Origin of the sequence: Fodinibius sp. SL11 (assembly GCF_052060035.1) — a bacterium.
GTDB lineage: Bacteria > Bacteroidota > Rhodothermia > Balneolales > Balneolaceae > Fodinibius.
The window spans coordinates 1-12,409 of the sequence record NZ_JBPOEA010000013.1 but is presented as its reverse complement, the minus strand read 5'-3'; the positions used below and the strand labels follow the sequence as shown (position 1 = coordinate 12,409).

11 protein-coding genes are annotated in these 12,409 nt (G+C 44.1%); 5 read left to right on the top strand and 6 right to left on the bottom strand.

Features of this window, described 5'->3' with window-relative positions; translation table 11 throughout:
- Nucleotides 1-9: 9 nt before the first annotated feature.
- Both ACQ76V_RS12690 and bshA read right to left on the bottom strand, forming a co-directional pair.
- Nucleotides 10-903: a DMT family transporter gene (locus ACQ76V_RS12690; protein ID WP_441000877.1), complete on the bottom strand. Its 894-nt coding sequence runs from the start codon at nt 901-903 to the stop codon at nt 10-12.
- A 51-nt stretch (nt 904-954) separates the two neighbouring features.
- Nucleotides 955-2,109, bottom strand: a complete 1,155-nt coding sequence (gene bshA, locus ACQ76V_RS12685) for an N-acetyl-alpha-D-glucosaminyl L-malate synthase BshA (protein ID WP_441000876.1) — start codon at nt 2,107-2,109, stop codon at nt 955-957.
- Between the two features lie 208 nt (nt 2,110-2,317).
- Between bshA and ACQ76V_RS12680 the strand changes: the two genes are divergently transcribed.
- From ACQ76V_RS12680 to ACQ76V_RS12660, 5 genes are all read left to right on the top strand, one after another.
- Nucleotides 2,318-3,091, top strand: a complete 774-nt coding sequence (locus tag ACQ76V_RS12680; RefSeq protein WP_441000875.1) for a YebC/PmpR family DNA-binding transcriptional regulator — start codon at nt 2,318-2,320, stop codon at nt 3,089-3,091.
- A 61-nt stretch (nt 3,092-3,152) separates the two neighbouring features.
- Nucleotides 3,153-3,863: a tetratricopeptide repeat protein gene (locus ACQ76V_RS12675; protein WP_441000874.1), complete on the top strand. Its 711-nt coding sequence runs from the start codon at nt 3,153-3,155 to the stop codon at nt 3,861-3,863.
- A gap of 25 nt (nt 3,864-3,888) precedes the next feature.
- Entirely contained in the window at nt 3,889-5,634 is a 1,746-nt protein-coding gene (locus ACQ76V_RS12670) for a BatD family protein (protein ID WP_441000873.1), read from the top strand.
- A 2-nt stretch (nt 5,635-5,636) separates the two neighbouring features.
- Nucleotides 5,637-6,416: a hypothetical protein gene (locus ACQ76V_RS12665; RefSeq protein ID WP_441000872.1), complete on the top strand. Its 780-nt coding sequence runs from the start codon at nt 5,637-5,639 to the stop codon at nt 6,414-6,416.
- A 99-nt stretch (nt 6,417-6,515) separates the two neighbouring features.
- Nucleotides 6,516-7,886, top strand: coding sequence for a dipeptidase (locus ACQ76V_RS12660; RefSeq protein WP_441000871.1), 1,371 nt, complete (start codon nt 6,516-6,518; stop codon nt 7,884-7,886).
- Nucleotides 7,887-8,017: 131 nt separating this feature from the next.
- On the opposite strand, the gene ACQ76V_RS12655 is transcribed toward ACQ76V_RS12660, so the two are convergent.
- From ACQ76V_RS12655 to ACQ76V_RS12640, 4 genes are all read right to left on the bottom strand, one after another.
- Nucleotides 8,018-10,057 carry a prolyl oligopeptidase family serine peptidase gene (locus tag ACQ76V_RS12655; RefSeq protein ID WP_441000870.1) on the bottom strand — a complete coding sequence of 680 codons (2,040 nt, stop codon included), beginning with the start codon at nt 10,055-10,057 and terminating at the stop codon, nt 8,018-8,020.
- 240 nt (nt 10,058-10,297) lie between these two features.
- Complete coding sequence (gene panD / locus ACQ76V_RS12650; protein WP_441000869.1) at nt 10,298-10,723, bottom strand: aspartate 1-decarboxylase; 426 nt, start codon at nt 10,721-10,723, stop codon at nt 10,298-10,300.
- An 8-nt stretch (nt 10,724-10,731) separates the two neighbouring features.
- The gene (gene panC / locus ACQ76V_RS12645) at nt 10,732-11,580 is read right to left on the bottom strand and encodes a pantoate--beta-alanine ligase (protein ID WP_441000868.1); all 849 of its coding nucleotides are present in this window, start codon (nt 11,578-11,580) and stop codon (nt 10,732-10,734) included.
- A gap of 69 nt (nt 11,581-11,649) precedes the next feature.
- Nucleotides 11,650-12,409 (bottom strand): dihydrolipoamide acetyltransferase family protein (locus tag ACQ76V_RS12640; RefSeq protein ID WP_441000867.1); only part of this gene is annotated, 760 nt, incomplete at its 5' end.

The window sequence follows — 12,409 nt, the reverse complement described above, 5'->3', positions numbered from 1 at the left end:
TATCAATTTTTATTGCTTTGTTTTGGTTGCCCCCAAATATATAGCGGCTAATACAATAGTGGCACCAACATATTCCAGCGCCGTTGTGGGGCGATTAAAGAAAAGAATATCCCACATAAATGCCAGCGCCGGCTGCAGCAGCAGTGCCAATCCCGCCACCGAAGCATTTACCTGTGGTAACCCCTTAGAAATAAAAACCCATCCGAGAACCTGTCCCACAATCCCGAGCCCAATTAAAGCCCACCAGGTCTGAAGATCCGGAATGGCAAAATGAGCTTCCGGTTCAACCATTACCGTAATCCCCAGTAAAACTGCCGACATCAGGGTAATCCACATCATGTTGGGAATCAACGAAAAGCGGAGCTTATATCCTGATGACTGTGATTTTCGCAGCGTAAGGATGTAAAGCGCATAAGAAAGAGCTGTAAGCAGACCATAAAATACCCCCATCTCTACCGTTCCTCCCCGTTCTCCCCATCCTGTTCGGACAATCATAAACAATCCTACCACCGCAAATGGGATAGCAACCAACAATCGCCATCCGAGTTTTTCTTTGAGAAAAATCACGGCCAACAGGGCTACAAAAAACACCTGCATATTACCCAGAATTGTTGCCAATCCGGGTCCCACAAAATTGATGCTTCGATGCCAAAAGAAGAGATCCATGCTAAACAGAAAAGCACAGACAAGGGGAATGGCAAGGTTTTTCATCCCAAACCACAACCGGTCACGTTTGATAACTGCCACTGCCAACAAGATAAGTCCGCCAAAAAACATACGGTAAAAAGCAGAAACGGTAGGGCCAACGTTGGCCAGCTCTACAAGCACCGAGGTAAAACTAACCATAGCTGCACCAAAAATAATATAACCTATTGCTCGTAGCGAAGTTTGAGAATCGGTCATATCAAGAAATTATGCAGGATGTTTACTGATTTGATAACTGACGCTTTACTATTACTCAGCACTGCTCGATTTTTTTTCTAACTGTTGCTTACACTGCTTGTAATACTCTTCGTACTGGCTAATTATTTTACTCATCTCAAATGTTTCTGCCTGTTTTCGGGCATTTTCTGAAAGTTCCCGGTGTAAGCTCTCATCCGATAAAATATTGACCGCGTAATCACTCATGCAATCAATATCATCCAAGTCACATAGGTAGCCCGTTTCACCATGGATGTTAACCTCAGGCAGCCCTCCGATATTGGAACTAATTACCGGCACGCTGCAGCTCATGGCCTCAAGGGCAGCCAACCCAAATGTTTCAGAACCGGATGGAATCAGAAACAGATCAGCAATAGAAAGGATATCCTCCACCTGATCTTGCTTGCCAAGAAAACGTACTTGGTCGCAGATTCTCAGCTCGCGGCACCGCTGTTCGGCACGTTGGCGATCGGGGCCATCACCCACCAAGAGCAACTTCGCCTCAATATCGTTTTCCAGAATGCGGGAAAACACACTGATCACTTCCGGGACGCGCTTTACTTCCCGAAAATTTGAAACATGTACTACAACTTTTTCATCATTGGGACAAATGGCCTTTTTAAAATGGTTATGATCTGATTTTTGAAAACGTTTCAGATCAATAAAATTGGGAATCACTTTAATATCCTTTTTGATATCAAAACGCTCGTAGGTTTCATTACGAAGATACTCCGATACTGCCGTAACGCCATCACTCTGATTGATCGAAAAGTCAACCACATTCTTATAGCTGGGATCGCTGCCCACTATGGTAATATCAGTGCCATGTAATGTTGTAATAAGGGGTACATGTTCTGCCTTTTCGCCTAATATTTGCTTCGCCAAATAAGCACTGGTGGCATGCGGAATGGCATAATGCACATGCAGAACATCAATCTTTTCGTACTCAATAAGGCTGGCCATCTGGTTTGCCAAAGCCAGATCGTACGGCGGATATTCAAACAATGGATAGGTATTCATATTCACCTCGTGATACGAAATATTTGTCCGAAACGTATCGAGGCGGGCCGGACGCGCATAACTTAGAATATGAACATTATGATCGCGTTGAGCTAATCCTTTTGCAAGCTCTGTAGCTACTACGCCACTGCCGCCAAAGGTGGGATAACAAACAATTCCTATATTCATTTATAGCTGCTTAAAAAATTAATCTAACAATAGTATTTCACACATTTTCGAGTACCATATTGATCCAAACAAAATAACAGTGTATCTCATTTCCCACAATCGCATATTAGGTGCAAAGTAAGTAATCTATTATATTAAGGGCTTAGAGCTTTTTGGTCATTCACTGCACCCAAACACACTTTTTGTTCTAAAAAACAGATAACAACTTATGGCTGGTCATTCCAAATGGTCTAATATAAAGCATAAAAAAAAGAAAGAAGACAAAAAGCGGAATAAGCTTTTTAACAAGCATCTGCGTGAAATTTCGGTAGCTGCACGCGAAGGCGGCGGTGATCCTGAAATGAATCCCAGGCTTGATACAGCCATCAATAATGCCAAGAGCGATAACGTACCCAAGGATAACATCGAACGTGCCATTAAAAAAGGTACCGGTGAGCTCGATGAGGGAGACGGCAAATATGAAGATGCTACTTACGAGGGATACGGTCCGGGAGGTATTGCCTACTTTATAGAAGTAACTACGAATAACTATAATCGCACGGTCGGAGAAATACGCCATATTTTTTCCTCGCACGGTGGCAACTTAGGCACCGACGGCTCTGTTGGGTATTTATTTGAACAAAAAGGGATGATCCGTATAAAAAAAGAAGAGCAGGACCACGAAATCGACGAAGAAGAGTTTATGCTAAAAGCCATTGATGCCGGTGCAGAAGATATTGATACTGACGGTGATGTACTGAATGTAACGACCGGACGTGAATCGATGTACGAAGTGAATGATGAACTCGAAGATATGGGCTATGATATTGATTCGGCCGAGCTGATTCGCATCCCCATGACCGAAGTAAAAGTAGATTCGGGTGTAGCAGAATCAAACTTTAAGCTGATTGAAAAGTTTGAAGATAACGACGATGTATCAAATGTATTTACCAATATGAAAATGGATGACGAAACACTGGCTATTGCCGAACAGATGGACTAAACTTTACAATTTTGGTTTTACTTTTTCGTTAATATGAAGAATGGAATTTAAAGGTATTACAATGAGATACGTTTGGGCTTTTCTACTATGTTTTTTGTTAATAGGAGCTTCTATTGAGGATGCTCGCAAGGCTAATGACGCCTACGACAATGGCAATTACGAAGAGGCGGTCTCACTATACAAAAAGGCTATCGATGCTAATCCTGAAAATACCAAGCTCTACTTCAACTTAGCTTCGGCCCTGGCTCAATCGGGACAAAGTGAAGCGGCCATCCGCACGTTTGAGCAATATAAATCGATGACAGATAACGCTGAAGACAAGGCAAAAGCCAATTACAATATTGGAAAGGTATTATCAGATAACGAACAGTGGGATAAAGCTGTTGACTATTTTAAAAAGTCGCTTCGCTATACAGCCAATGATGCTGATGCTAAACATAATTATGAGTTGGCCAAGAAAAAGAAGCAGGAACAACAGGAGCAACAAAACCAGAATCAACAGCAAAACAAGCAACAAGACAAGAACAAACAAAATCAGGACCAGCAGCAAAACAAGCAACAACAGCAAGACCAACAGAATCAACAAAACCAGCAGCAGAACCAACCAAACCAGCAAAATCAACAGAAACAGCAACAGCAATCTCAAAAAATGAGCAAAGCCGAGGCTCAAAAGATATTAAAAGCCTTGGAACAGAAAGAGAAAGAACTGTTAAAGCAATTCAAAAAACAGAAAACGGAGTCCAGTAGCAGTTCCAATGAGAAAGATTGGTAAATCATTTTTTACATTCGTTTTTTGTTTGGTTTTTATACTCCTTGGGAGTGCTTTTAGCTGGGCACAATCAACTGTTTCTGTTGAAGCCAGCCTATCCCAAACAACCGTTTATACCGGTGAACGCATCAACCTCTCAATTGAGATAAGCGGCAGTTTTAACAATGTGTCCCGACCGGAACTACCTGAGTTTGAAAATTTTCGACTCCTGAGTAATAACCCCTCTACTTCCCGAAGCTATCGCTATATCAACGGTCAAAGTACGGTTTCATACACTTACAGCTACTACCTTATTGCCCAGAAAAAAGGCAAATTCCAATTACCTGCTGTAAACGTTTCCATCGATGGGGAAACCTATTCTACCAATCCTATTGCCGTAAATATTATTGATCGCAACGAGTCGGCAAAGTCACAGGATTCATCCGAACGACCAGACATCTTTCTTCAACTCGAAGTTTCCGATAAACAGCCGGTAGCAGGACAGCAAATTATTACTGATGTGATCTTATATTTCAGAGATGGATTAGAGGTCAACTCCTACCAACCGGTACCCGGATGGAAAGCAGAAGGCTTTTGGAAAGAAGAACTCGAAAATTCTGGCCGTCCCCGGGCTGAATCCACTGTTTTAGACGGCGTTCGATATCGAAAAGCACGACTGTTACAATTTTCACTATTCCCTACCAAAGCAGGTAAACTCGAAATTAGCCCCTACGAAATTGTTGTGGCCGTGCGTTCTGCCAGGTCCGGCAACGATCCATTCAGCAGTTTTTTTAGTGGCTTTGGCAGTAATCAGCGAGAAGTTGAACTTTCAAGCGATCCTATAACGGTAGATGTACAGCCATTATCCCAAAATGATGATGCCAGCTACCTGGGAGCCGTTGGTGATTTTGATATCTCGCGAAGTATAAGCACAAAAAACGCCCTTGTTGGGGAATCTATCGAAATTGAAACGCGTGTAAGAGGCTCAGGGAATATTCCGCTCATTTCAAAGCCCAACTATGATCTTCCCGACGGACTTGAAATTTATGAACCGCAGGAAAATACGCGACTTAATCGCAAAAACAGTACCATCAGTGGCAGCAAATCATTCACTGATGTTATTATTGCTCGTTCCCCAGGACGTTATACCATCCCCGCGAAAACAGTTTCCTATTATAATCCCTCTCGGGACCGATATGTTACCACAACACTTGAAGCACTTAGCTTTTCCATTGATGAAAACCCGGAAGCAGTAGCCAATGCCGATAGTCCCGGACAATTCCCTGTATCCCCCATCACAGGTCTGGCCAGCTGGGTAACCGTTTCATCAGAGCCAACAGCAATTTGGTCAATGTGGTGGTTTTGGGTTGGACTGGTTCTCCCGTTAATTATTGCCGGCATCGCCTATTGGCGAAAATCATACGCTAAAAAAATGCAAACAGACATTGCCTTTGCCCGATCGGTCAAAGCCCCCGACAAAGCACAACAACGATTGCAAAAAGCTATTGAAGTTTCCGAACAGGGAGACATAAAGCAAGCCTATAATCTACTTCAAAAAGCAATTACCGGTTTTATCAGCGATCGATTAAATATGCCGGAAGCCGGATTAGCTAACCAAGACTATGTGGAAGCACTCAAAGGCCAAGGTATTGAAGAAAACCTGGTTAAGAACGTTCGCATGTTGCTGGATAAATGTGCCTCGATCAGCTACGCACCCGACACTACCCACGAATACCTGAAATCACACGTCGGTTTAGCCGAAAGTACGCTTGAAAAACTGCAAAAAGTATTATAACCGTGATTCCCAATCGATCTATAAAAATATTCTTTTTTCTTCTTTTCGTTGGATTGGCACCTCTCAGCTTTGCCCAGCAAAATGCCCAGGCTCTTTTTGATGATGCCAATGAAATGCTACAGAAAGGCAACTATCAACAGGCCATATCATTGTACCATAATCTGCAAGAACAAAACACTGTTTCGGGAGCCCTATTTTTAAATTTGGGTATAAGTTATCAACGTATCGATTCGCTGGGAAAAGCAAAGTATTACTTCTTGAAAGCTTCTCAATTTGAAGAAACAGAACAACAAGCCCGGGAAGCCCTGCAGTTTGTTGAATCACAATTCAGTCGCCAATCAGCCGTACTGCCTAAATTACCATGGGATGTAGCTACCGACTGGCTACAGGAACATGTAGGGGCAAAAAATATTTTATTGCTTGGGATTATCTTCCTAAATGTCGGGGTATTACTATTTATCGCTCACTGGTTTGGGCAGGCGTATCCCAAAGTATTACGCATCGGCGGACTTTCTTTTATAGGCGCAGCACTACTTATCATTGCCACCAGTTTTTACACACAATATGTAAGCAAACGGTATAGCAAAGCGGTGATGGTAACCGAACGAATCTCCGTATTAGAAAAACCAACAGAAGACGCTCCTATTGTAAGTCGGGCTTACGAAGGCTATGCCTTTACTGTTGATCATCGACGAAGCAAATCGCAACAAGAGTGGACATACGTTCGCATGAGCAATGGCCTGTACGGATGGATTCCCAACAGCGAGATACTTATACTCTGATTGATTACTGAGGCGTATTTCGTAATGCGTATCCGAACGGATTTCGAAATACGCAGCACTACAATATGCTATTAACCAAAGGAATAAACCTCACTTATTATGTCTGACGTAACCGAATATATTGATATTAACAAAGAGCAGTTTAAACACGAGCTGTTCGATTTTCTACGTATTCCCAGCATCAGTACCGATTCCGATTACAAAAATAACGTGATCGATGCTGCAAATTTCTTACTCGAGAAACTAAATAATCTTGACCTGGATCGTGCGGAAGTTTTTGAAACAAGCGGCAATCCTATTGTTTACGGTGAGTTAATTACGGATGAGTCTAAACCTACCGTTCTTGTATATGGTCACTACGATGTTCAACCGCCTGATCCCATGGACGAATGGGAAACAGATCCCTTCGATCCCAAGGTACGTGACGGAGATATTTATGCCCGCGGCGCCAGTGATGATAAGGGACAATCGTTTACCCATCTAAAAGCACTTGAGGCTTATCAAAAAACCGATACGGATTTCCCGGTAAATATTAAATTTATTTTTGAGGGAGAAGAAGAGATAGGTTCTCCCCACCTGGTGCCATTTATCGAGGAACACAAAGAACTGCTCGAATGCGATATGGTGCTTATTTCGGATACGGCCATGTTTGCGGAAGATACCCCATCGATTACCTACGGCCTGCGGGGACTTGCTTATATGGAAATCAACGTTAAAGGTCCCAACCGCGATCTGCACTCCGGTGTTTACGGTGGAGCGGTTGACAACCCGGCCAATGTGCTTTGTGAAATCATCGCACAGCTCAAAGACGAGGATGGCGTTATACAGATTCCCGGGTTCTATGATGATGTCATAGAACTAACCGAGGATGATCGGGAAACCTACCAGAAACTTCCGTTCGACGAGGAGGACTACAAAGAAAAGCTGGGACTTAAAGCTCTGAAAGGAGAGAAAGGGTACAACACGCTGGAACGCACTTCAGCTCGTCCTACCTTGGATGTCAATGGTATGTGGAGCGGCTACCAAGGCGAAGGAGCTAAAACCGTGCTGCCTGCCAAAGCCGGAGCCAAAGTTAGTATGCGACTGGTGCCCGACCAAGATCCCAAGAAGATTGCCAAGCTTTTCAAGGAACATGTCAAATCGATAGCTCCGGATACGGTTAACGTTGAGGTAAACGAACATCACGGTGGACATCCGGCCATAACTGACCTGAGCTTTTATGGACTACAGGCAGCGGCCGACGCCTTTGAAGCAGTCTATGACAAGGAACCATTTTTCACGCGCGAAGGAGGGTCCATTCCTATTGTCGCAGACTTCCAGAAAATTCTGGGGGCGCAATCTATCCTGATGGGCTTTGGGCTCAACAGTGATGCCATTCATTCGCCCAATGAAAAATTTGCCCTCAAAGATTTCTACCGGGGCATCCACTCCTCTGCTAAATTCTTTGAGCTGCTTCCTGATCACAGCTAAATGTTAAGATAAGAGTTCTAGTTCGTTACCTCCCAAAAGTAGAGGTACGGACACGGACTTTCTGCTGTTATCAGTAAATACTTTTATCTGGTCACGGACCTCTGGTTCGTGACCATTTTTATTTGAGCTAATCATTTATCTGTCCGATACCGCTCAAACCAAGCAATGATATTCTCAACTTTGTCAATAAGCTGACTGGGCCTATTAGAAATAAAATGCGAAGCACCCGGTAACTCTACGTAGGCTGTCTCAATCTTGCGCAGCTGTAACGCACTATATAACTGCTTGGCTTCAGATGGCGGCGTCCGTAGATCATTAGTCCCAACCATCACCATCGTTGGCGTTTCGATATTGCCGACCAGAGAAACAGGGGAATGCTCCCAATAAGCTTCAAAGTTTTCCCAAGGCTGACCCGGGTATCGATAGTGAGCATATCCATAATAATTATCGGCCGTAAGTGTCTTGCTAATCCAGTTCATAACCGGCTTGATGACCGCCGATGCCGCAAACTGATCTGTCTTGCCAACCATCCACGATGTCATCGTTCCGCCGGCACTTCCACCTGTTACAAACAAGTTTTCTTCGTCCAGATAGCCTTTTTTAAGCACCGCATCCACGCCATCCATCACATCATGATAATCATCGCCGGGATAGTCGTGATATAGTAAGTTGCCAAATTCTTCACCGTAACCCGTACTTCCGCGGGGGTTGGGATAGAACACCACATAACCGGCTGAAGCGTAAAGCTGAATTTCCGGCGAAAATCGATCCCCATAATTAGAAATAGGTCCCCCGTGATTTTCAACCACCAATGGATACTCTTTATTGGGATCAAAATTAGGCGGTTTCACAATCCAGCCCTGTATTTGGCGTCCATCCACCGAAGACCTGTACCATATCTCCTCTACCTCACCAAGCTGACGGTAATCCAACAACGCATCATTCAAACCGGTAATTTTCGTTCGTCCATCCTGATCTCTTGTAGTTGTTGCCAACTCCGCCGGGTAGTACGGTGTGGTTTCATTATATGCAATCGTGCCGTCGTCCGCCACTGAATACGAACCCTCGCCATAGGGACGTGCTACTGTAGTTCCGCCCACATTATGAGCCACTACTGTGGTCTGTCCATCGAGTGTTGCATGACCAATTTTCGTATTCCCTTCATCATCATACATAAAATACAGGCCTTGCCCATTCTCATCCCATTGGATGGAGGAGATGCTTCGATTCAAATTGAGTGCAATGCTACGTTTATTTTCCCCGTCAGTATCCATCATATATAGCTCAGTGAGTTGATACGTCTGCACCTTATCATCATAGCCAAGGTATGCAATCGTTTCTCCATCTGGAGATACCTGTGCATTGTAATCCGGTCCCTCTCGTTCGGTTAACTGTTCAATTTTACCACTTTCCACATCCACTGCATACAGCTCCGATTCCCTGCGATCATGCTCCCAATCCTCGTTTAAGTTGGCAGAAAAGATCAGGCGTTCTCCATCGGCGCTCCACACAGGATTACCCGAGTAATGATAATCGCCACTGGTAATTTGACGCGGCGCTCCGCCTTCGGCCGGTACCGTAAATATATGGGTGAAGCCCGGTTCAAGGTAGCCGGAACCATCAGATTCGTAATTGAGTCGGGTTGTTACACGCGGACTTTCTGCCCACTCGGCTCCTTTCGGAGGCTGTTTGGAATCTGCCAATTTAGGATTAGGCTCCGTCACCTTCATCTTAAACGCCAAACGCTTTCCATCGGGCGACCATGCAATACCGTTCGGTGATTCCTCCAGCTGAGTAATTCGTGACAAGGAGCGGCTTTGCATCCAGTAGACATAAATTTCACTGCCATCATCTTCTGATGAAGAAGTAAAAGCAATTCGGCTGCCGTCGGGTGACCATCGGGCACTGCCTTCATTAACATCTCGGTCGGTAAGCTTCCGGTGATTGGAACCATCGGCATCCATTATCCAAAGACGAGATACGCGGCGATCCTTCATCTTATCCATCACTCCGCGAGAATATACAATATGTTCCCCATCCGGCGATATTTGGGGTTCTTCAACCCATTGCAACTCGAATACATCCATGGCGGTGAAGGATTGATTGGATTGGGCCACCAATACAAGAGGCAACATGATAATGGCAAAGAAAGGGAGTAGTAAACGTTTCATAAAAATGGGTTTTGGATTCGAATCAGCTTTGCAACCCCGGTTCAGGAGGTATGATCAAAGCCATTATAGCTAATTGAATAGCATGCTTCAATGAGAAACACCTCAGATAAACAAATTTTTACCTGATAGGTTTAGAAAAGGTCTCAGATATATAAAACCCTCAGAAATGAACTCCTGAAGGTTGGGATAGGGATGTTTTACCACATTTTCTTTCAAACCCCTTATCTGCAACACAATTTATTATTCCTTGGCAACAGAATTATCTACAACACCTTTCTCAAGATCATACTTGGTGGCATACTCCGTCTCATCAACAATAGTTTTGGGGTTATTATTTTCATCCACAATAACCACCTTGGGCTTAAAATCTTTGGCCTCTTCAGGGGTCATCTCAGCATAAGAAATGATAATTACTCGATCACCCACCTGCGTTTTTCGGGCCGCGGCTCCATTTAGACAACATACTCGTGATCCGACCTCACCGGGTATGGTATATGTTTCCAGGCGCTCACCGTTGGTAATATTTACGACCTGTACTTTTTCGTAGGGAAGGATGCCTGCCTCTTGAAGCAATTCCTGATCAATCGTTATACTTCCCTCATAATGAAGGTTTGCTTCTGTTACCTTCATCTGATGCAGTTTGGATTTGAACATCGTCAGCTTCATGATCGTAGCTATTTTTCAATAATGATATTGTCAATTAAGCGCGTTTCTCCAAGGTAAACGGCCCCGGCCAAAATATATTTGTTGTCGACCTCAGGATTGGTAACCGGTTTCATCTTCTCGAACGAAAACAGGTTAAGATAATCAATTTTAAACCCTTTTGCTTCTAATTCGTTTTTCTGATGGTCCAAAAGTAATTGCACGTTTTTCGCTCCATCAGAAATCTGCTTCCCCACATACTGCAGCGAACGAAACAACCCCGGAGCTAATTTTCGCTGTTCATGATCCAAGTACTTGTTTCGACTACTTAATGCTAATCCATCATTAGCCCGCTTAATTGGACCCATAATCAGCTTCATGTCGTGGTTAAACTCAGCAACCATCTGCTGTAAAATGCGAAACTGTTGAATGTCTTTCTGGCCAAATACCGCAAAATGCGGCTCAATAATATTGAAAAGTTTATTTACTACTAACAGAATACCTTCAAAGAATCCCGGTCGCGAACCCCCATCCATGTATTCATTAAGTTCATTCACTTCGATACTCAAAAACTGTTCTCCGGGATACATAATTTCATCAGTTGGAGCAAAAACAGCAGCGACGCCTTCTTGTTCGCACTTCTCCAAATCATACTCAAGCTCACGCGGGTACTCCTCAAAATCCTCATCAGGAGCAAACTGCTCGGGGTTCACATAAATAGATGCGACGACCTCATCAGCATGCTCCTGGGCCAACCGAAATAATGACAAGTGGCCCTCATGCAAGGCTCCCATTGTTGGAACAAATGCGACGGTTCTCCCCTTTGCTTTGAGAGATTGCACCTTATCACGAATATCTGCAATAGTTCGCTGTGCTTCCATATACTTCTCAATAAAGAAGGGGTTTATCGCGATAAACCCCTTCTTTTAGATTATTAAAATTTTGATTTACTACACCGCACGATCAGTATCAAAATTCTCCAGCAACTCTTTTACACGATTGAGGAATGCTCCCCCGTGGGCGCCGTCGATAATACGGTGATCGTAACTCATTGAGAGATACATCATATGGCGGATTGCAATCACATCGCCCTCGGGTGTTTCGCGAACTACCGGACGTTTTTCGATCACACCGGTCCCCATAATAGCGACTTGTGGCTGATTAATAATCGGCGTTCCCATAAGGTTACCGACCGAACCGTAGTTTGTAAGCGTAATCGTACCCCCTACCAGATCATCAGGATTCAAGTTCTTGTTGCGAGCCTTGATGGCAAGATCATTCACCGATTTTGCCAGACCAACCAAGTTTTTATCCTGGGCATGTTTGATAACGGGAACGATAAGTCCGCCTTTACCGCCTTCGCCCAGCGCAACGGCCAGACCAAAGTTGATATCACGCTTCAAGATAATTTCATCGTTTTCGCTATCTACCGAACTGTTGATGAGCGGGAATTCGCGCATCGCCTGAATAATCTTCTCGATAAAGAGAGGAGTATATGTCAACTTAATCCCGGCACGTTCTTGGAACTTATGCTTGTTAGCTTCGCGCCAACGTACAAGCTTGGTAACATCGACCTCAGAGAAGGTCGTTACATGAGCAGAGGTCTGCTTGGAGCGAACCATATGCTCGGCAATAGTTTTGCGCATGCGATCCATCTTGATGCGCTCCACGTTCTCTGATGGACGCTGCAGATCAAGCTCACCGGCTGAA

Bases quoted from the DNA above. Each gene is read 5' to 3' on its own strand.
- ACQ76V_RS12655 (WP_441000870.1), bottom strand. From the start codon at position 10,057: ATGAAACGTTTACTACTCCCTTTCTTTGCCATTATCATGTTGCCTCTT.
- ACQ76V_RS12660 (WP_441000871.1), top strand. From the start codon at position 6,516: ATGTCTGACGTAACCGAATATATTGATATTAACAAAGAGCAGTTTAAA.
- panD (WP_441000869.1), bottom strand. From the start codon at position 10,723: ATGAAGCTGACGATGTTCAAATCCAAACTGCATCAGATGAAGGTAACA.
- bshA (WP_441000876.1), bottom strand. From the start codon at position 2,109: ATGAATATAGGAATTGTTTGTTATCCCACCTTTGGCGGCAGTGGCGTA.
- ACQ76V_RS12675 (WP_441000874.1), top strand. From the start codon at position 3,153: ATGAGATACGTTTGGGCTTTTCTACTATGTTTTTTGTTAATAGGAGCT.
- ACQ76V_RS12690 (WP_441000877.1), bottom strand. From the start codon at position 903: ATGACCGATTCTCAAACTTCGCTACGAGCAATAGGTTATATTATTTTT.
- panC (WP_441000868.1), bottom strand. From the start codon at position 11,580: ATGGAAGCACAGCGAACTATTGCAGATATTCGTGATAAGGTGCAATCT.
- ACQ76V_RS12680 (WP_441000875.1), top strand. From the start codon at position 2,318: ATGGCTGGTCATTCCAAATGGTCTAATATAAAGCATAAAAAAAAGAAA.